Here is a 19,965-nt window from a genome sequence, read left to right as displayed (position 1 = left end):
AGAATGTTCAGGCACTATAGAGTTGAAGGAGGAGTACATATGTCTGAGGAATTAAATGATGTAGTTGTAAATAATTATACTGTCGGAGACGTAGTAAGTGGTCAGATTACGAAAGTGGAAGAGAAACAGGTAATTGTTGCAATCAGCGACAGTAAACTCGATGGGATCATACCAATAAGTGAATTATCTAGCCTGCACATTGAAAAAGCGAGTGACGTAGTATCTGAAGGAGACAAACTTGAATTAGAAGTAATTAAAGTGGAAGAAGATGCTCTCGTTTTGTCAAAAAGAAAAGTGGATGCGGAAAAAGCATGGGATCAGCTTGAAGAGAAGTTTAATTCTGGCGAAGTGTTTGAAGCAGAAGTAAAAGACGTGGTAAAAGGCGGACTTGTGGTTGATCTTGGTGTCAGAGGCTTTGTACCTGCCTCCTTAGTAGAAGCTCATTATGTAGAAGATTTTTCTGATTATAAAGGTAAGACCATTTCTTTTAAAATTGTAGAATTGGAAAAAGACAAGAGTCGCCTTATTTTATCCCATCGTGCAGTTGTTGAGGAAGAGAAAAATAAACAAAAACAAAACCTCCTTGACTCAATTGAAGTTGGCGAAACACTAACAGGTACCGTTCAAAGAATTACAGATTTTGGTGCTTTTGTTGATTTAGGCGGTATTGATGGATTAGTTCATATTTCTCAATTATCTCATGATCATATTTCTAGTCCGACAGATGTAGTTCAAGAAGGACAAGAAGTAAAGGTGAAAGTATTAAGTGTTGATCGTAATAATGATCGTATCTCTTTATCTATTAAAGAAACACAGCCAGGACCGTGGGCAGACATTGCAGAGCGCGCTGAAAAAGGTAGCGTTCTAGATGGAACTGTAAAACGTATTGTTTCCTATGGAGCTTTTGTTGAAGTGTTCCCAGGGGTTGAAGGTCTTGTTCATATATCTCAAATTGCCCATAAGCATATTGGAACACCTCACGAAGTATTAAAAGAAGGACAGAAAGTCCAAGTAAAGGTTTTAGATGTGAATGAAGAAGAACAACGTCTTTCTTTAAGTATTAAAGAATTAACAGAAAAAGAAATAGACGAAGAAGAAGTGTATGAACTTCCTGAGGAATCAAAAGGTTTCCAATTAGGTGATATGATTGGAGAGCAATTGAAAAAATTAAAAAATTAATGTTATGGAATCAAGAGGTGGCCATTTTGGCCACCTCTTTTGTATTTTACTTATTATCGTTAAGTAATCTTCCTTCTTCTGGACTTTGTAACCGAGTGGAACCATTATAATGAAGTGCTTGATCACGATCAGATTCTACTCTTTTACTATTTTTTAATTTTTTTTCCTGTCTATCTTTACCCATTTACAATGCCTCCTGCTTTTTTATTTCCATTATAAAATGGATGTTCTCCTTCTTTTCTTTCATAGAAGTTCTTTTTATTATTCTTCCGAAGGCAGAAAACTACTTAATGAAAAAATTTCCTGAAAAAAATTTACAGAATAGTCACTATGCGCTCTTCTAACTTTTTCGTTTAAATTACATAGTTCCGAGACATAATGGAAAAATAGAGGAGAGTGAGGATGTGGAAGGATCAATCTTTTTATTTTGTACATGGTGTATCTGGATAATAACAACGTTTTTTATGGACAAAAATAACCCAAGCCGAACGAAATATTCTATTTACATATTAACAGCAATTATTTTAAGTCCTTACCGTTGGGAATGGCAAGGAATAAGTTGCTCTATTTTGCTCCTGATTGTGTTAATAATGTCTTTTTTTTATACAGGTACTTTGCGGTGGAAGAACTGTATTTATACGATTATTTCATCTTTTTTTATGATGTTAGCTTATGTTACATATGAGTTAATGGCCATTATTGATCCTGTTTGGGTATTTATTCCAGGTGTGTGGCTGAAAACAAGTATATTATTTACATTCCTTATCTTGTTACATAAAAATATATTTTGCCAAATACTTGTTTTGCTGATTGGAAGTATTAATGGGGAGATGGTTTTAAGCTTCCTTATAAGAAACTATCAGATGGATTATTCCATTGGATCAATGGCCTTTTTCGACTTTTTAACACTTGGTTTGCTAGGACTGATTTCACTTTATTACTTAAAAATAACACTTGCAAGATGGGAAAATTATGTATTTTTGCTTGAAAAGGAGAGACAAAAAAACTTATGAGCAATTTCGTTTATCCAATTTTATTTGGAGTGATTGTTGGAACATTGTTAAGGATGTTTATGCTGCGCACGGATTATAGACAATACCCGACTTATTTGCATGGAAAAATCATTCATATAGCGTTAGGTTTTATTGCAGCAGGTTTAGGTTCGGTTGCAATACCATCGATATTAAACAAGGATTTTACGGCAGTAACATTTCTTACTGTTGCAGCGTCTCAATTTCGAGAAGTTAGAAATATGGAGAGAAATACATTAACAGAACTAGATAGTTTTGAAATGGTACCAAGAGGAAAAACATATATTGAAGGAATCGCGATTGCTTTTGAAAGTAGAAATTATTTAGTAATGTTTGCAGGATTAGTCAGCACGTTTGGATATATTGTTTTCAATATATGGACAGGAATACTTGCAGCGATTATTTCGGTAGTCATATCGAAGAAACTAATGTCTGGTGGTCAATTAAAGGATATAGTGGATATAGAATATGTTCAACCTACGTTTAAAGGGGCTGGTTTACATATTGATACTATTTACATTATGAATATTGGGTTACCGGAGCGACAGAAAGAAGTGTTGAAATATGGAATGGGATTTATTCTCACACCTAAGAATTTTAACGCGAGAACCACCATTGCAAATTTAGGGCAAAGACAAGCTATTTTATATGATGTTACAACAGCTCTTGGGGTATACCGTGACTCCGGAACACCTGCGCTAGTGCCTCTGGCAAAAAGAGACCTTGAAGATGGGAGAGTAGCTGTTTTTGTGTTACCCCAAATACATAATGAAAAAAAAGCTATTCGCATCATTGGTGCAGTTCCAACTCTAGAAAATGCGATTCGCATGCCAAGTAAGCGTGAAGAAAGGGAGGATGAGTTAGAATGACTATAGAGAAATACATTTTAGCCTCCATAACAACTAATCCAAATAAAGTTGCTCCAGGGAGCGGTGTATTTTATTGCCAAGATACAAAGGAATTAGAAACCGTAGCGACAAATTTAGAAGCGATATTAGATGGGATTGCCCATAAAATCAGCGAGGAAGTTTTTATTATTGTAAGACATTAATTCTCATAAGAGAAGTATCAAAAAGTAAGCTTATACAAAAGAAATATAGTTTTATGTTGCTAGGTTAACATCTGTTTGATAAACTATTTTAGTTAGGGGTCTGCCTCTCAGTTTAAGGGTTAGTCCCTATTTTACTATTTTTGTTAAAGGGTATTACTTGAGCAATCGATTATTGGTTTCGTTTTGAATCAGTTTTTAAGACGTTTTTAAAACGAAGCTATAAAAACGGAAAGTACAAAAAGCTTTAGTGCTTACGTTCATAAAAGAAATAAATAATCTAAGAATGTTCTTTAACATCGTGATTACCTTGAGATGTTTATGCTAAGGAATCATGCTGCATGGATAGAATGATTATGTATATGAAGGGATGATAGCGATGGCGAAACCAGTTATTGCGATAGTTGGACGACCGAATGTTGGGAAATCTACTATCTTTAATCGGATAGTAGGAGAACGTATTTCTATTGTAGAAGATATACCAGGAGTAACGAGAGATCGTATCTATAGCTCGGCAGAATGGTTAAATCATGATTTTAACCTTATTGATACAGGAGGTATTGATATTGGAGATGAACCATTTTTAGACCAAATACGTATGCAGGCAGAAATCGCAATAGAGGAAGCAGATGTTATTATTTTTATAACAAACGGTCGGGAAGGTGTTACTTCCGCAGATGAAGAAGTGGCGAAGATTTTGTATAAAGCGAAAAAGCCTGTTGTGCTAGCTGTTAACAAAGTAGATAATCCAGATATGAGAGAGCAAATTTATGATTTTTATTCATTAGGCTTTGGAGAACCGTTTCCGATCTCTGGTTCACATGGATTAGGACTTGGAGATTTATTGGATGAAGCTGCAAAGCATTTTCCTAAACGTGATACAAAGGATTATGATGATGATGTCATTAAATTTTCGCTTATTGGACGACCAAATGTAGGAAAATCTTCATTAGTGAATGCAATGCTAGGCGAAGAGCGCGTAATCGTAAGTAATGTTGCAGGAACGACTCGTGATGCAATTGATTCCCAAGTAACGGTTAATGGCGAAGAATTCGTGATTATCGATACAGCTGGAATGAGAAAAAAAGGAAAAGTATATGAGTCTACAGAAAAATACAGTGTACTTAGAGCATTGCGAGCAATTGAAAGATCGGATGTTGTTTTAGTAGTTATTGATGGGGAAGAAGGAATTATTGAACAAGATAAAAAAATTGCTGGTTATGCTCACGAGGCAGGAAGAGCAGTTATTATTGTCGTAAATAAATGGGATGCAGTAGAAAAAGATGAAAAAACAATGAAAACCTTTGAACAAAATATAAGGGAGCATTTCTTATTCTTAGATTATGCACCAATTGTATTCTTATCTGCGAAAACGAAAAAACGTATTCATACTTTAATTCCGATGATTAAAGTTGCCAGTGAAAATCATACACGCCGAGTGGAAACAAGTGTGTTAAATGATGTTATAATGGATGCGGTTGCGATGAATCCAACTCCAACAGATAAAGGAAAAAGGTTAAAAATATACTATACTACCCAAGTTGCGGTTGGACCGCCTACTTTTGTTGTTTTTGTAAATGATCCAGAATTGCTTCACTTTTCTTATGAGCGATTTTTAGAAAATCGGATTAGAGATGCCTTTGGTTTTGAAGGAACACCGATTAAAATATTTGCAAGAGAAAGAAAATAAAAGAGGTGGAAAGGATGAAAGATAAAAAATCCGTAGCAATGATTGGTGCTGGAAGCTGGGGGACAGCACTATCATTAGTACTTGGCGACAATGGTCATACTATTCATATTTGGGGAAAAGATGAGAAAAATATTGCAGAGATAAATAATTTACATCAAAACAGTAAATATTTGCCTGGAATTACCTTACCCAATGAAGTAAAAGGCACCACTTCGTTAGAAGAGAGTGTTCATGATGTGGATATCATTGTTTTAGCTGTACCAACAAAAGCGATGCGTGAGGTAATTCCTCAATTACTCCCGTATATTAACGAACCAAAAACGTTCGTCCATGTAAGTAAAGGAATTGAACCCGGTACATTACTTAGAATTTCTGAAATAATGGAGGAAGAGATACCTGAAAGCATCCGAAAGAGTATTGTTGTACTCTCTGGACCTAGCCATGCGGAGGAAGTAAGCTTACGTCATCCGACGACTGTTACAGTATCTTCTAAAAATATGAAGGAAGCTGAACTGGTACAAGATTTATTTATCAATCATAATTTTCGAGTGTACACAAATCCGGATCTTATTGGTGTAGAAATTGGCGGGGCATTGAAAAATATTATTGCGGTGTGTGCAGGGATTGCAGATGGATTAGGTTTTGGTGACAATGCTAAGGCCGCATTAATTACAAGAGGACTTGCTGAGATGGCAAGACTAGGTACAAGAATGGGAGCAAATCCACTTACTTTTGCTGGTTTGACCGGGATTGGAGATTTAATTGTTACTTGTACAAGTGTTCATTCCAGAAACTGGCGAGCAGGTAATATGCTTGGAAAAGGTCATGCACTAGAAGAAGTGCTGGAGCAAATGGGAATGGTTGTAGAAGGAATCCGAACAACGAAAGCAGCTCATCAGCTTTCCGAAAAATACGATGTTACGATGCCTATCACAAATGCATTATTCGAAATTTTATTCAATGGAAAAGATGCGAAAGAAGCAGTCGAAAGCCTAATGGCCAGAGGAAAAACGAATGAAATGGAAGATTTAATAAACATTCTTGCTTCTCAGTACATAGAATAAGGAAAAGATGTGTACTTTGTAAATCCTTTCTTATGAAAGGAGAATGAACGAAATCTTTTTATGGAAATTTAGGCGTTTTAATGGTTCGAAAATGTATGTAATAACATAAAATGCTTTGAAGCAACCTAGTGGAATGAACAGGGTTTGGGTTAAATAGTCAATGGAAATCAAAGTGAGAAGTTTCCCCTACTTCTTACTTTGATTTTTTTTGTTTTTCGCCGCTTTGCTGCATTTGAACGATATATGTCATTGCAACAGATTGGCAAGTTTAATAGACTGGCCGATAATCAGTTCCTCTTTTCTAGTTTTTTATAGATGATTGTGAACAAAAAGTGTCATATCCCTTCTCTTCTTGTATATATTGAAGAGAAGGTTTTATTTATTCATACACAGAAAAAATGGGATTAATATAGCTTATAAATGAATTCATGCTAGTTTCATAAAAATAAAACGTATGGATGGGCATCATTTTTACGTTCATAAACAAAGGTCTTATTACTTTAAAATAAAAACTAGCAAAAAAAAGGGGGAGAAAATAAAAAATAAGGCATAAAGAGATAGGACAACATCATAAATATATATTGTCTAATAGTATTAAATGGATAATTCTATCCCATGTACTAGGAAAAGTTCAGGAGGGGATCACTTGGAAAAGGTAAATATTTTTAAAGATATTGCCGAAAGAACGGGCGGTGATATTTACTTAGGTGTAGTAGGAGCAGTACGTACCGGAAAATCAACTTTTATAAAAAAATTCATGGAATTGGTTGTTATCCCAAACATGGACAATGAAGGTGATAGAGCTCGGACTAAGGATGAGCTTCCACAAAGTGCAGCAGGAAAAACAATTATGACAACAGAACCAAAGTTCGTTCCAAATCAAGCGGCCTCTATTAAAGTAGATGAAGGATTAGAAGTGAATATCAGGCTTGTAGATTGTGTCGGCTATACTGTGCCGGGAGCACAAGGTTATGAGGATGAAAACGGCCCTAGAATGATCAATACACCATGGTATGAAGAGCCTATTCCATTTCATGAAGCTGCTGAAATAGGAACAAGAAAGGTTATTCAAGAACACAGTACAATTGGAGTCGTTATTACAACGGATGGTACGATTGGTGATATTCCAAGAAGTAACTACCTAGAAGCCGAGAATAGAGTAATTGAAGAGTTAAAAGAGGTTGGTAAACCATTTATTATGATTATAAATAGTGCTCAGCCATATCATCCTAATACGGATGCTCTAAAACAAGAGCTTTCCGAAAAATATGATATTCCAGTTATCGCCATGAGTGTAGAAAGTATGCGCGAAGCAGACGTGTTAAATGTTATGCGTGAAGCGCTATTCGAGTTTCCAGTTTTAGAGGTAAACGTAAACTTACCAAGCTGGGTAATGGTATTAAGAGAAAATCATTGGTTAAGAGATAATTATCAAGAAGCAGTAAAAGAAACGGTTAAAGACATTAAGAGATTAAGAGATGTGGATAGAGTAGTTTCGCAATTTAGTGAATATGAATTCATTGAAAATGCTGGTCTTGCAGGTATAGAAATGGGGCAAGGTATCGCAGAAATTGATTTGTTTGCCCCAGATGAATTATATGATGATATCCTCAAAGAAATTGTAGGAGTGGAGATTAGAGGAAAAGACCACCTACTAGAATTAATGCAAGATTTTGCACATGCTAAAACAGAATATGATCAAATCTCAGATGCTTTAAAAATGGTGAAACAAACTGGGTATGGCATCGCAGCTCCATCATTAGTGGATATGAGTTTAGATGAACCGGAAATCATTCGTCAAGGCTCTAGATTTGGGGTTAGATTAAAAGCCGTTGCGCCATCTATCCATATGATTAAAGTGGATGTAGAAAGTGAATTTGCACCAATCATTGGATCAGAAAAGCAAAGTGAGGAATTAGTAAGATACTTAATGCAAGATTTTGAAGATGATCCGTTATCCATCTGGAATTCAGATATTTTCGGAAGAAGTTTAAGTTCCATCGTCCGGGAAGGAATACAAGCAAAATTGTCCTTAATGCCAGAAAATGCACGTTATAAACTGAAAGAAACATTAGAAAGAATTATTAACGAGGGCTCTGGTGGACTCATAGCAATTATTTTGTAAGGACTCTATTCTAGAGTTCTTTTTTTGATGAATGAATAAAAAGGCTTTTCTTTTATTATAAATATACGCGTTTATTACATTGTTGGTACAACGGGAGAATAGTTCCATTTCCGCTCAAATTATGGATGGAATTGGTAAAAATATGGTTTTAATGTTACGCTTTTATTTCAAAATAAGAAAATATTGCTATCAATATATAAAATTTCTTGATATGCAGAAATGATTATGATAATCTTTTAAAGGAATTAGCGTTATAAAAGGTTTCTTAATCTTTATTAAAAGCTTAAGGCTTTTCATACTGGCATTTCTTTTTAGTAGAAACCAATTGGTCTCAATTAAGAAAAAATTCAGTAGGACGTATATAATTCCGTTAATTTGTTTACAAATAAAGATATGAAACTAATTTTTAGCTTTTATTTGAAACACTCGGGAGGAGGTGAAAGGCATGAACAAGACAGAATTAATCAATGCAGTTGCTGAAGCAAGTGAACTATCAAAAAAGGACGCTACTAAAGCAGTTGACGCTGTTTTCGATACAATTTTGAATGCTTTAAAAGATGGTGATAAAGTACAACTTATCGGTTTCGGTAACTTTGAAGTACGTGAGCGTGCGGCTCGTAAAGGTCGTAACCCACAAACTGGTGAAGAAATTGAAATCGCAGCAAGTAAAGTTCCTGCTTTTAAACCAGGTAAAGCACTTAAAGACGCAGTGAAATAATTACATACAATAATAGTATTTCACTAAAACCGCGAAAATTATCGCGGTTTTTTTCTGTTGTTTTTTCATGGTGCAGAGTAACAAAACTGAATTATGTTCAGTTAATTCGGAAAAGATAAAGCAGAACCTTTACTAAGTGCCAATTGTATCCCTTTACTTTTTCTTGTGATATAATAATTAGAATATGTGATAGAAATGGAAAGTGGCTTTTTAAAAAAGTTTACTTTGTTAATTTGTAGTTCTAAGATAGATAGACAATCTTTCGAGAGATGGTTTCACTTGTCTTAATTAAAAGTAGATGCGAGAAACAAAATTATAGAAAACCAGGAATAAATGGGGAACAAGGGTGATGTTATGGTTATGCAGGAATTAATAGAAAGTGTAAAAAAAAGAGTGATTGAGCGAACTTCGAATCATTATTTGCAAAAACATATACCAAATCCAGTTATAGATGAACATAAGATATTACTAATTATATCTGTCCTTTTAGAGGCAAATATAAAAAAGCAAGAAATAATTACATATGCAGCAACTATTACACTTATACAAATTGCCCTTGATACCCATGAGCTTGTTACAAATGAAAAGATGCATAAAGGGAACGAAAGAAATCGACAGTTAACAGTATTAGCAGGGGATTTATATAGTGGGCAATATTATAAAATATTAGCGGAAATCGAAGACTTTAAAATGCTTAAAATCCTAGCAGAAGGAATTAAAGAGGTAAATGAGAATAAAATATTCTTTTATCAACAGAATGATAAAACAATAGAGCAGGTAATAGAAAGTCTGAAAAATATTGAGGGAGCATTAATTAAAAAGCTTGTGGACTTTTATCAATTAGATCGATGGAACTCACTTATAGAGGAATACTTGTTTCTTTATCGAATACGCAAAGAACAAGAATTATATGACAGCACACAAAGATCAATTGTCGTCGAAACATTTTATAAGTATGAGAATAAAAACCATTTATTATCTATAAGTGATAAAGCTACCGTATTAGATAAATATCTAAAAGAGACAAGTTCACGACTAGAAGAGATGCTAGAAAATCTTCCTGAATTACAAACGGTGTTTAGAGAAAATACCTATCAATTATTAAATGCTTTAAATAAACAACAATTGTACGTAGAGGAAGGGTAATTAAAAATGCAGGAGCAACAGTCTAAAGAAGAAAAGGTACATAATGTATTTGAAAAGATTTATGGTAATTACGATAAAATGAATTCAGTCATTAGCTTTCAGCAGCATAAACTATGGCGAAAAGACACGATGAAGAGAATGAATGTTCCTAAAGGAGCAGCATGTTTAGATGTATGCTGTGGAACAGCTGATTGGACAATTAGCTTAGCAGAGCAAGTTGGACCAAACGGTAAAGTAGTTGGACTTGATTTTAGTGAGAATATGCTGAGTATCGGCAAACAAAAGACAGCGGAATATGATAATATTGAGCTTATTCATGGGAATGCTATGGAATTGCCGTTTCCTGATAATCAGTTTGATTTTGTGACAATTGGCTTTGGATTGCGAAATGTTCCAGATTATTTAACTGTTTTAAAAGAAATGCGAAGAGTTGTAAAACCAGGTGGATTGGTAGTTTGTTTAGAAACGTCCCAGCCGACAATGCCAATCTTTAGACAGGGATACTATTTCTATTTTCGCTACATTATGCCGGTTTTCGGGAAATTATTTGCGAAAAGCTATAAGGAATATTCATGGCTTCAGGAATCGGCACGTGATTTTCCAGGTATGAAAGAACTAGCTGAGATGTTTCAAGAAGCTGGACTAAAAAAAGTGACATATAAGCCTTATTTTGGTGGTGTTGCTGCGGTTCATTTAGGTTATAAATAATTATGCAATCATAGGGGAGAGTCTAAATCAAAATCCAAAGAGCAATATTTGGATTTTGATGGGGGACTACATTTTAATCCTGTATTCTTGGCCATGTATTTAGACTCTTTTTTCATAAATAGGATTAAATTTATACATAAGCATTTTTATGCTGGATAATTATTTCAAAATATCGATACAAGTTGGGTGAGTAGTTAGTGAAATTAAAAATGATGTACTCATTTTTGAATTCGGATATAGATAAGATTGAGAAAGCTTTGGAAGAAACGGTACAGGCGAACTCTTCCATTTTAAGAGAATCATCGTTACATTTATTGCAAGCAGGCGGCAAAAGAATACGTCCGATATTCGTATTGCTTGCTGGACAGTTTGGTAACTATGATATTCAAATTATAAAAAAGGCTGCTATTTCATTAGAATTAATTCATATGGCATCTTTAGTTCATGATGATGTTATAGATGACTCCGATTTAAGGAGAGGGCAACCAACGATTAAAGCAAAATGGGATAATAAAGTTGCCATGTATACAGGGGATTATATTTTTGCTAGGTCAATAGAAATTATGAGTGAGATAGATAAGCCTGCTGCTCACAAAGTCCTTGCTAATACGATAGTGGAAGTATGTATCGGTGAAATTCAGCAAATAAAAGATAAATACCGATTTGATCAAAATATAAGGGATTATTTTCGACGAATTAAGCGGAAAACGGCTTTATTAATATCGGCAAGCTCATTAGTTGGGGCCATTGTTTCTGATGTAGAGGAAGAGTATCAACAAAAGTTATATCGATTTGGCTATTATGTTGGAATGTCCTATCAAATTATAGATGATGTTCTCGATTTTGTTGGTACGGAAGAAGAATTAGGAAAACCTGCTGGTGGAGATTTACTTCAAGGAAATATTACCTTGCCTGTTTTATTCGCGATGGAACAAGAAAAAGTGCGCGATAAAGTGATAACTGTTCATGAGAGAATGTCCAAGATAGAGTTAATGGAAATTATCTCCATGATCAAAAATACAGATGCTATCGATCGTTCCTTGCAGGTTAGTGATTTGTATTTAAAAAAGGCTTTGCAAACTATTCGTGATTTGCCAAATGGAAAAGCAAAATCTGCACTTAATAATATCGCTAAATATTTAGGGAAGCGCAAATTTTAAAGGAATAAGCAAACCTTTTGAACCTTTTTTTCATGAAAGCGTTTTTAAATTTCTTTTGCATAAATTGGATTTTTGTGGTAAGTTTTTCATGAATGACCATGTTACTAGTCTAATACATATGGTAGGAGTGAGCTTATGGAAAGAACATTTCTAATGGTAAAGCCAGATGGGGTACAAAGAAATTTAATTGGGAAAATAGTAACCCGTTTTGAAGAGAAAGGTTTTCAACTTGTTGGTGCAAAGCTTATTCATATTACAGAAAATTTAGCGGAACAACATTATGCAGAACACAAAGGCAAGCCGTTTTTTACTCAATTAGTAGATTTTATTACTTCAGGTCCTGTTTTTGCAATGGTTTGGCAAGGAGAGGAAGTCATTGCAAAGGCTAGAATGATGATGGGAAAAACGGATCCTTTGGAAGCTTTGCCTGGTACGGTACGTGGAGATTTTGGGGTAGTAAAACATAAAAATATTATCCATGGATCTGATGGTTTTGAAAGTGCCCAAAGGGAAATTGCGCTATTCTTTAAAGAAGAAGAGTTAGTAGAGTATAAGAAACTATTAGATGGTTGGATTTACTAATATAGCTTACTTAGCTGTCCTATGCAGGGCAGCTATTTTATTTGAACGATCAAACTAAGAAACTGGGTACCGTGGAGTATGTACGCCAATAACCAGTCGCTTCCGCTTTTCAATGTATGGCTCCAGCTCCTATCGTCTAGCAAACTTCGGCCGCTTCCCTACGATAAGTCAACATCGATTCACTAACGTTCATCGTGTTTCCTTTATCTCAGTCAGTGCCCTCCAGTTTGTACACCGATAACCAGTCGCTTCCGCTTTTCTAGTAATTATATGAATAATCGGAATAAAATTTGGCCGTTTTGTGGGAAAATCGTATATACTTAAAAAGTAGTTGATTTTATTATACTTGTGAGGAATTTTAAATGGAGAAGGATTTTCAAGAGTTTATAAAGAATTTTTACAGATTATCTGGAATAGATTTGTCTTTATACAAAGAAGCACAAATGAAAAGAAGGTTGACTTCTCTTTATGAAAAAAGAGGTTTTACTTCTTTTGAAGATTATTTTAAAGCGATACATAAGGATAAACATTTATTGGACGAGCTATTAGATCGAATGACAATTAATGTTTCTGAGTTTTACCGTAATTATAAACGCTGGGAAGTACTGGAGAAAAAAATCTTACCATCTCTTCTACAATCAAAAGCACAATTAAAGGTTTGGAGTGCAGCTTGCTCAACAGGAGAGGAGCCGTACACTTTATCTATGCTTCTTTCTAATGAAATGAAATGGAGAGACTTTCAAATTCTTGCGACCGATATTGATATTAACGCCTTAGACAGGGCCAAGAAGGGGGTTTATTTAGAACGAGCATTAAACGAAGTACCAATCGCTCAGAAGGATAAATATTTTGAGAAAGATGGTGCAATGTTCAAAATAAAAGAGGAAGTAAAAAGAAATGTAACATTTAAGAAGCAAAACTTATTATCGGATTCGTTTGGCGGACCATTTGATTTAATTGTATGTAGAAATGTTCTCATCTATTTTACAGAGGATGCAAAAGATTTACTTTACCATAAATTTTCTCAAGCATTAAGACCTGGTGGGATTTTCTTTGTGGGGAGTACGGAGCAAATTTTTACACCTGCTAAATATGGATTTGAGACAGCAGATACTTTTTTTTATCGGAAAATATAAGTTAATGGCAAAACAACATGGCAAAAATTATTGTTGTTTTGCCATTGTTTACATGATTGCTATTTTTCTTATGGATAGGATAATCACGTGGTAATATTTTACGAGGATTTTTAGATTTTCACTATTCATAACAGGATTGGTATGTTATATTGGAACATAATCACTTTAAAGCGTTGAAGGGAGAAAGGATTCATTATGAGATATTTAACATCTGGGGAGTCACATGGTCCCAAATTAATTACAATTATCGAAGGACTTCCGGCTGGAATGCCTTTATTAGCTGAAGATATAAATAAGGAGTTAGCTAGAAGGCAAAAGGGGCATGGCAGAGGAAGAAGAATGCAAATAGAAACCGATACCGTTGAAATTGGCGGCGGTATTAGACATGGCTATACGTTAGGTTCACCGGTTTCATTGATTGTAGAAAATAATGATTGGAAGCATTGGACCAAAGTTATGGGACAGGATCCAATTGATGAAGCGGAAGCAAACGAAATCAAACGAAAAATAAGTCGTCCACGTCCAGGACATGCAGATTTAAATGGCGCCATTAAATATGGTCATCGTGATATGAGAAATGTATTAGAGAGATCTTCTGCCCGTGAAACGACAGTTCGTGTAGCAGCAGGGGCGGTGGCGAAAAAGCTCCTTGACTTACTAGGGATTAAAGTTGCCTCACATGTTGTCGAAATTGGTGGTATAAAATCAAATATAACTAATTATGAGTCGATTGAAAAACTTAAGGAAATTACGGAAAATTCTCCTGTTCGCTGTTTAGATGAAGAAGCAGGCTTAAAAATGATGCATGCCATTGATGAAGCGAAAGCAAATGGCGATTCCATTGGCGGTGTAGTAGAAGTAATTGTGGAAGGTATGCCGATTGGTGTGGGAAGTTATGTACACTATGACCGTAAATTAGATGCGAAGCTTGCTGCTGCAATCATGAGTATAAATGCATTTAAGGGAGTAGAAATTGGGATAGGATTTGAAGCTGCTAGAAAGCCAGGAAGTGAAGTCCATGATGAGATCATATGGGATCAAGAAAAAGGTTATTCTCGCAGAACAAACCGTCTAGGCGGCTTAGAAGGTGGAATGACAAATGGTATGCCAATTGTTGTAAGAGGCGTTATGAAGCCAATTCCTACCCTATATAAACCATTAAAGAGTGTAGATATCGATACAAAAGAAGAATTTACAGCAAGCATTGAACGCAGTGATAGTTGTGCAGTTCCAGCAGCATCCGTAGTAGCAGAGCATGCTGTTGCTTGGGAGCTTGCTGCAGCTATTGTCGATCAATTTTATGCTGATCGATTTGAAGGGCTTGCAGCTAATATTGCTGAGCACAATAGACACGCGAGGGAATTCTAATGCAGACTGTTTCCATTCAAACAACGTCGAAACAATATGATGTATGGATCGGAGAACGTGTTATTGATGGGCTTTCGGCATTCCTGCAAAAGGAATTTGTTGATGTAACAAAAGTTTTAATTATTACAGATGAGTCAGTTGAAAAGTTGCACCTGAAAACGGTAGAAAAGAAACTTTCCTCCTTTCCTGTCATTAGCTATATAGTGCCAGCAGGAGAAAAGGCAAAAACTTTCGATGTTTTTTATGCTTGTTTGACCTATATGCTAGAACAGCACCTTGATCGTAAATCGCTAGTATTAGCATTAGGTGGCGGAGCGGTCGGTGATTTAGCAGGCTATGTAGCTGCTTCCTTTATGAGAGGAATTCCTTTTATTCAAATCCCAACCACTATTTTAGCTCATGATAGTGCGGTTGGCGGGAAAGCGGCTATAAACCATCCTTTGGGTAAAAACATGATTGGTGTTTTTAATCAGCCAGAAGCTGTTTTTTATGATACAACGTTTCTATCTACGCTGCCGCTTCAAGAACTTCGATCTGGGTTTGGAGAGGTAATCAAGCATGCGTTAATTAGTGATATAACCTTTTATCAAGAACTACATAGCAAGATAAGTGATTTATCACAAGTAAAAATAGCTTATTGGTCTGAAATTCTTGAGAAAGGTATTCTTGTTAAACAAGCGATTGTTGAAAAAGATGAAAGAGAAACAAGCGTACGCGCCTTTTTGAATTTTGGGCATACATTAGGGCATGCAATTGAGGCAGAGATGGGGTATGGAAAATTTACTCATGGAGAAGCTGTCGTGATTGGAATGATATTTGCGTTAAGATTAAGCAAACGAGAATACGACATAGTATTTTCGATGGAGGAGTATATAAAGTGGCTTAAACAGCTAGGATATACTTGTGATATTCCAAGTGATCTGGAAATAGAACGTTTAATTGATCGAATGAGACAGGATAAGAAATCTATAAATGGAACAATACGTTTTGTCCTTTTGAAAGAAATAGGTTTTCCTGTTCTAGTAGAAGTGACTGAAGAGGTAATTAGAGAAGAATTAGGGTTATTTAAAGGTGGGAAGTAGATGATTAGAGGCGTTAGAGGAGCAATAACGGTTAAAAACAATATCGAAGCAGAAATTCTCTCTGCGACAGAAAGACTTTTTAAAGAGATGATAAACGCAAATAAGATAAAGGCATGTGATGTAGCATCCGTATTTTTGTCGGTTACAGATGATATAAATGCTGCTTTCCCAGCTAAAATTATTCGTATGCAAGAAGATTGGACATATGTTCCAGTTATGTGTATGAAAGAAATAGCTGTTCCTTTTGCATTAGAAAAGTGTATTCGGATTATGATGCATTGGAACACGGAGCTGCCGCAGGATGAAATACAGCATACTTATTTAGAAAAAGCGATTCAATTAAGACCAGATTTAACAAAACAATAAACTTGAGGTGAATATAATGAAATGGAAACAGCAGCTTTTAGGGTTGAAAGCTTACCAACCTGGTAGAACGATAGAAGAAGTGAAAAAACAATTTAATCTCGATCATATTGTTAAGCTTGCGTCTAATGAGAATCCATTTGGGAGTTCTCCAAAAGTATTAGAGGCTTTAAAAAAAGTCGATGGCTCTTATGCATTGTATCCCGATGGATATGCAACAAACCTCCGCTATGCATTAGCTGAGTTTTTAAAGGTTAAACCAGAAGAGCTAGTATTAGGAAATGGTTCAGATGAAATTATTTTAATGATATCTAGAGCCTTGTTAAGACCAGGCTTAAATACGGTAATGGCTAGTCATACATTCGGGCAATATAAGCATAATGCAGTCGTTGATGGAGCAGAGGTTCGAGAAGTTCCTCTAACAGAAAAAGCAGAACATGATCTGCCTGCAATGCTTAAAGCTATTGATGATAATACTAGTGTTGTCTGGCTATGCAGTCCCAATAATCCAACCGGTACATATATTCCTGAGAAGGACTTACTTGCTTTTCTAGAAAAAGTTCCAGAGGATGTGCTTGTAGTACTTGATGAAGCGTATTACGAGTATGTAGTGGCGGAAGATTATTATGAAGCTATTTCGCTTACACGACAGTTTAATAATCTAATCGTTTTACGAACATTTTCAAAGATATATGGTCTTGCAAGTTTCCGTGTAGGATATGGTGTTGCCAATGCTAGCTTATTAAACACATTAGATCCGGTAAGGGAACCATTTAATGTTAATACATTAGGGCAGATTGCAACAGAAGAAGCCCTAAAGGATCAAGAGTTTGTGGAATCTTGTCGTCAGAAAAATAGAGAAGGTCTTGAACAGTTATATCGTTTCTGTGAGGAAAATAATTTATCCTACTTCCCATCACAAACAAATTTTGTGCTAGTTGATTTCAAAATAGATGGGGATGAAGTATTTCAATACTTAATGAGTAAAGGGTATATTGTCCGTTCAGGTGTTCCATTGAATTATCCAACCTCTGTTCGAATTACAATAGGCTCAAAAGAAGAAAACGATGGTTTGATTGAAGCAATGAAACAGTTTCTTGCTGAAAAGAAAGTGGCGCAATAACAATTGGGAATAGAAGGCGGTGATAGAATGAACGGTCGCGTCTTCATAATAGGTTTAGGACTTATAGGTGGATCGTTAGCTTTATGTATAAAAAAAGAACACCCAGAAAGCATCATTACAGGTTTTGATATTTCCGTGGATAATTTGAAATTAGCCAGTATGATGGGGGTTATTGATAATCTTTCAACAACGATTGAAGAAGGTGCAAAAACTGCTGATTTGATTATTCTTTCTACACCAGTTAAAGAAACAGAAAAAATCATCGAAATACTTTCTAAAATAGAATTGAAAGAAAAAGTTATAATCACAGATGTTGGAAGCACTAAGTCTGTTATTACAAAAAAGTCACAAGTACTATTAGATAAAAACGTTACTTTTATTGGGGGACATCCAATGGCTGGCTCCCATAAAAGTGGTGTTTCAGCATCAAAAGTACTTCTTTTTGAAAATGCTTTTTATTTATTAACTCCCCATGAAAAAATTGAGGATCAGCATGTTCAGTGTTTATTAAAATGGTTACAAGGCACAAATGCGAAATTTCTTGTTATTTCTCCTGAAGAGCATGATTTGTTAGCTGGGGCTATCAGTCATATGCCGCATATAGTTGCTGCATCACTTGTACATCAAGCAGATCAGATTAGTGAAAAGCATAAACTAGTAACTAGGTTAGCAGCCGGAGGATTTAGAGACATTACAAGAATCGCTTCTAGCAGCCCTTCTATGTGGCGGGATATATTAATACATAATAAAAACGTGTTAATTGAGTTAATGAATGAATGGAAAAAAGAAATGGACAGAGTCCTTACTCTCATTGAAAATGAACGTGCCGAAGAATTATATGACTATTTTTCCCGAGCGAAAAAGGTAAGAGATGGTTTGCCCCAAGATCAAAAAGGGGCAATCCCAGCTTTTTATGATTTATATGTGGATGTACCGGATTATCCAGGGGTTATATCTGAGATTACAGGTTATTTAGCTCAAGAAAAAATAAGTATAACGAATATTAGAATAATGGAAACCAGAGAAGAGATATTCGGGATTCTGGCAATTAGTTTTCAAACCGAAGAAGATAGAATAAGAGCACAGAAGTGTATCGCTGCCTATTCTAATTATGATACTACGATAGGATAGAAGGATGTGAAGCTATTGGACTTAATCACACTTAATACAAAAAATCGAGGCTTAAAAGGAGAAATTGCAGTCCCTGGTGACAAATCAATTTCTCACCGCTCGATTATGTTTGGATCGATAGCAAATGGGAAAACAACGGTTACAAATTTTCTATTAGGCGATGACTGCTTAAGTACTATCGCTTGTTTCCGGAAGCTAGGTGTACTAATAGAACAAAATGAAAAAGAAGTGGTAATACACGGAAAAGGAATGGAGGCATTACAAGAGCCAAAAGATATTTTGGATGTTGGGAACTCAGGGACAACTATCCGCTTGCTAACAGGAATATTATCCGGTTTACCATTTCATAGTACGCTAATTGGTGATTCATCCATTGGCAAACGGCCAATGACAAGAGTTGTTGCTCCTCTAAGAGAAATGGGGGCAAAAATTGATGGCAGGGAAGACGGAAAATATACTCCTTTATCCGTTCGAGGCGGTAATTTACAGAGTATTACCTATCGATTACCAGTAGCAAGTGCTCAAGTTAAATCAGCCATTTTATTTGCAGGTCTGAATGCAGATGGAGTTACAAAAATAATAGAGCCCGTACCTACTAGAGATCATACCGAAAGAATGATCCAGCGATTTGGAGGCGAAATTAGCAGAAAAGACAAGGAGATTTTTGTAGAAGGTGCTCAAAAGCTTTCTGGAACTGATATTCATGTCCCAGGTGATATTTCTTCTGCAGCCTTCTTCCTTGTAGCTGGCTGCATCGTTCCTAACAGTAAAATTTCATTAAATAATGTCGGTCTTAATCCTACTAGGACTGGTATACTAGATGTTCTTCATAATATGGGAGCATGCATGGAGATTCATAAAAATGATACCGATGTATTTGAACCTACAGGAACGATTACCGTGTCTACAAGTGATTTAAAGGGAACAACGATTGAGGGCGAGATTATTCCGAAGTTAATTGATGAAATTCCAATTATTGCTTTATTAGCTACCCAGGCTGAAGGGGAAACGGTTATAAAGGATGCTCATGAGCTTAAGGTGAAGGAAACGAATAGAATTGATACAGTAGTAACCGAGTTAAAGAAATTAGGTGCGGATATACAAGCAACGGAGGATGGGATGATTATCCGGGGAGGGAAGAAGCTTATCGGAACGAAAGTGGATTCTCATGGAGATCATCGTATCGGTATGATGCTGGCGATTGCTGCACAGATTTGTGAAGGAGAACTTATCCTTCAAAATGCTAAGGCAATTTCAGTATCTTATCCTTCGTTTTTCGAGCATCTCAATGCATTATCAAATGGATAATAA

General features: G+C 35.6%; 20 protein-coding genes. 19 read left to right on the top strand and 1 reads right to left on the bottom strand.

The annotated features are described in order from the left end of the window. Positions 1–39: 39 nt before the first annotated feature. Positions 40–1,179 carry a 30S ribosomal protein S1 gene (rpsA, locus tag NSS71_RS09520; protein ID WP_047940354.1) on the top strand — a complete coding sequence of 380 codons (1,140 nt, stop codon included), beginning with the start codon at positions 40–42 and terminating at the stop codon, positions 1,177–1,179. A gap of 46 nt (positions 1,180–1,225) precedes the next feature. Here the strand turns inward: rpsA and NSS71_RS09515 are convergent, their stop codons facing one another. Beyond that, positions 1,226–1,363, bottom strand: coding sequence for a YpzI family protein (locus tag NSS71_RS09515; protein WP_082138218.1), 138 nt, complete (start codon positions 1,361–1,363; stop codon positions 1,226–1,228). A gap of 220 nt (positions 1,364–1,583) precedes the next feature. On the opposite strand from NSS71_RS09515, the gene NSS71_RS09510 reads away from it, so the two are divergent. From NSS71_RS09510 to aroA, 18 genes are all read left to right on the top strand, one after another. Beyond that, a complete protein-coding gene (locus tag NSS71_RS09510) occupies positions 1,584–2,192 on the top strand; it encodes a YphA family membrane protein (RefSeq protein ID WP_047940355.1) in 609 nt (202 codons plus the stop codon). Next, on the top strand, positions 2,189–3,079 hold the full coding sequence (locus tag NSS71_RS09505; protein WP_047940356.1) for a YIEGIA family protein: 891 nt from the start codon (positions 2,189–2,191) through the stop codon (positions 3,077–3,079). The genes NSS71_RS09510 and NSS71_RS09505 overlap by 4 nt, the downstream gene beginning before the upstream one ends. Further along, positions 3,076–3,261, top strand: coding sequence for a capping complex subunit for YIEGIA (locus tag NSS71_RS09500; protein ID WP_047940357.1), 186 nt, complete (start codon positions 3,076–3,078; stop codon positions 3,259–3,261). Before NSS71_RS09505 ends, NSS71_RS09500 begins: the two co-directional genes overlap by 4 nt. A 376-nt stretch (positions 3,262–3,637) precedes the next feature. After that, on the top strand, positions 3,638–4,948 hold the full coding sequence (der, locus tag NSS71_RS09495) for a ribosome biogenesis GTPase Der (RefSeq protein WP_047940358.1): 1,311 nt from the start codon (positions 3,638–3,640) through the stop codon (positions 4,946–4,948). A 14-nt stretch (positions 4,949–4,962) separates the two neighbouring features. Further along, complete coding sequence (locus tag NSS71_RS09490) at positions 4,963–6,012, top strand: NAD(P)H-dependent glycerol-3-phosphate dehydrogenase (RefSeq protein WP_095259102.1); 1,050 nt, start codon at positions 4,963–4,965, stop codon at positions 6,010–6,012. Positions 6,013–6,658: 646 nt separating this feature from the next. Further along, positions 6,659–8,137 carry a stage IV sporulation protein A gene (gene spoIVA / locus NSS71_RS09485; protein ID WP_047940360.1) on the top strand — a complete coding sequence of 493 codons (1,479 nt, stop codon included), beginning with the start codon at positions 6,659–6,661 and terminating at the stop codon, positions 8,135–8,137. Positions 8,138–8,582: 445 nt separating this feature from the next. Beyond that, positions 8,583–8,855, top strand: a complete 273-nt coding sequence (locus tag NSS71_RS09480; RefSeq protein ID WP_016203034.1) for an HU family DNA-binding protein — start codon at positions 8,583–8,585, stop codon at positions 8,853–8,855. A 360-nt stretch (positions 8,856–9,215) separates the two neighbouring features. Continuing rightward, positions 9,216–10,001 carry a heptaprenyl diphosphate synthase component 1 gene (locus tag NSS71_RS09475; protein WP_341151603.1) on the top strand — a complete coding sequence of 262 codons (786 nt, stop codon included), beginning with the start codon at positions 9,216–9,218 and terminating at the stop codon, positions 9,999–10,001. A gap of 6 nt (positions 10,002–10,007) precedes the next feature. Then, positions 10,008–10,709: a demethylmenaquinone methyltransferase gene (locus tag NSS71_RS09470; RefSeq protein ID WP_047940362.1), complete on the top strand. Its 702-nt coding sequence runs from the start codon at positions 10,008–10,010 to the stop codon at positions 10,707–10,709. A gap of 197 nt (positions 10,710–10,906) precedes the next feature. Continuing rightward, positions 10,907–11,869, top strand: a complete 963-nt coding sequence (gene hepT / locus NSS71_RS09465; RefSeq protein WP_095320626.1) for a heptaprenyl diphosphate synthase component II — start codon at positions 10,907–10,909, stop codon at positions 11,867–11,869. A gap of 135 nt (positions 11,870–12,004) precedes the next feature. Beyond that, positions 12,005–12,451 (top strand): nucleoside-diphosphate kinase, encoded by a 447-nt coding sequence (gene ndk / locus NSS71_RS09460; RefSeq protein WP_047940364.1) that lies wholly within the window; start codon positions 12,005–12,007, stop codon positions 12,449–12,451. A gap of 362 nt (positions 12,452–12,813) precedes the next feature. Next, positions 12,814–13,587, top strand: a complete 774-nt coding sequence (locus NSS71_RS09455) for a CheR family methyltransferase (RefSeq protein WP_047940365.1) — start codon at positions 12,814–12,816, stop codon at positions 13,585–13,587. Between the two features lie 195 nt (positions 13,588–13,782). Continuing rightward, a complete protein-coding gene (gene aroC, locus NSS71_RS09450) occupies positions 13,783–14,955 on the top strand; it encodes a chorismate synthase (protein WP_341151602.1) in 1,173 nt (390 codons plus the stop codon). Then, on the top strand, positions 14,955–16,037 hold the full coding sequence (aroB, locus tag NSS71_RS09445) for a 3-dehydroquinate synthase (RefSeq protein WP_341151601.1): 1,083 nt from the start codon (positions 14,955–14,957) through the stop codon (positions 16,035–16,037). Before aroC ends, aroB begins: the two co-directional genes overlap by 1 nt. After that, positions 16,038–16,403: a chorismate mutase gene (aroH, locus tag NSS71_RS09440; RefSeq protein ID WP_047940369.1), complete on the top strand. Its 366-nt coding sequence runs from the start codon at positions 16,038–16,040 to the stop codon at positions 16,401–16,403. It abuts the gene before it with no gap. 16 nt (positions 16,404–16,419) lie between these two features. Next, entirely contained in the window at positions 16,420–17,523 is a 1,104-nt protein-coding gene (hisC, locus tag NSS71_RS09435; protein WP_047940370.1) for a histidinol-phosphate transaminase, read from the top strand. Positions 17,524–17,550: 27 nt separating this feature from the next. Beyond that, a complete protein-coding gene (locus NSS71_RS09430) occupies positions 17,551–18,654 on the top strand; it encodes a prephenate dehydrogenase (protein ID WP_047940371.1) in 1,104 nt (367 codons plus the stop codon). Between the two features lie 15 nt (positions 18,655–18,669). Beyond that, on the top strand, positions 18,670–19,962 hold the full coding sequence (gene aroA, locus NSS71_RS09425; protein ID WP_047940372.1) for a 3-phosphoshikimate 1-carboxyvinyltransferase: 1,293 nt from the start codon (positions 18,670–18,672) through the stop codon (positions 19,960–19,962). Positions 19,963–19,965 lie beyond the last annotated feature (3 nt).

The sequence above is a fragment of the Niallia sp. FSL W8-0951 genome, from assembly GCF_038006525.1.
In the GTDB taxonomy this organism is placed as follows: Bacteria; Bacillota; Bacilli; order Bacillales; family Cytobacillaceae; genus Niallia; species Niallia circulans.
Note: the sequence above shows the minus strand (reverse complement) of the source record. Positions and strands in the feature narration are given on the sequence as shown.

Coding starts and splice junctions, on each gene's coding strand:
- hisC (WP_047940370.1), top strand. CDS start 16,420: ATGAAATGGAAACAGCAGCTTTTAGGGTTGAAAGCTTACCAACCTGGT.
- aroC (WP_341151602.1), top strand. CDS start 13,783: ATGAGATATTTAACATCTGGGGAGTCACATGGTCCCAAATTAATTACA.
- aroB (WP_341151601.1), top strand. CDS start 14,955: ATGCAGACTGTTTCCATTCAAACAACGTCGAAACAATATGATGTATGG.
- rpsA (WP_047940354.1), top strand. CDS start 40: ATGTCTGAGGAATTAAATGATGTAGTTGTAAATAATTATACTGTCGGA.
- ndk (WP_047940364.1), top strand. CDS start 12,005: ATGGAAAGAACATTTCTAATGGTAAAGCCAGATGGGGTACAAAGAAAT.
- aroH (WP_047940369.1), top strand. CDS start 16,038: ATGATTAGAGGCGTTAGAGGAGCAATAACGGTTAAAAACAATATCGAA.
- NSS71_RS09455 (WP_047940365.1), top strand. CDS start 12,814: ATGGAGAAGGATTTTCAAGAGTTTATAAAGAATTTTTACAGATTATCT.
- NSS71_RS09470 (WP_047940362.1), top strand. CDS start 10,008: ATGCAGGAGCAACAGTCTAAAGAAGAAAAGGTACATAATGTATTTGAA.
- NSS71_RS09475 (WP_341151603.1), top strand. CDS start 9,216: ATGCAGGAATTAATAGAAAGTGTAAAAAAAAGAGTGATTGAGCGAACT.
- NSS71_RS09430 (WP_047940371.1), top strand. CDS start 17,551: ATGAACGGTCGCGTCTTCATAATAGGTTTAGGACTTATAGGTGGATCG.
- NSS71_RS09500 (WP_047940357.1), top strand. CDS start 3,076: ATGACTATAGAGAAATACATTTTAGCCTCCATAACAACTAATCCAAAT.
- der (WP_047940358.1), top strand. CDS start 3,638: ATGGCGAAACCAGTTATTGCGATAGTTGGACGACCGAATGTTGGGAAA.
- NSS71_RS09490 (WP_095259102.1), top strand. CDS start 4,963: ATGAAAGATAAAAAATCCGTAGCAATGATTGGTGCTGGAAGCTGGGGG.
- NSS71_RS09505 (WP_047940356.1), top strand. CDS start 2,189: ATGAGCAATTTCGTTTATCCAATTTTATTTGGAGTGATTGTTGGAACA.
- NSS71_RS09480 (WP_016203034.1), top strand. CDS start 8,583: ATGAACAAGACAGAATTAATCAATGCAGTTGCTGAAGCAAGTGAACTA.
- NSS71_RS09515 (WP_082138218.1), bottom strand. CDS start 1,363: ATGGGTAAAGATAGACAGGAAAAAAAATTAAAAAATAGTAAAAGAGTA.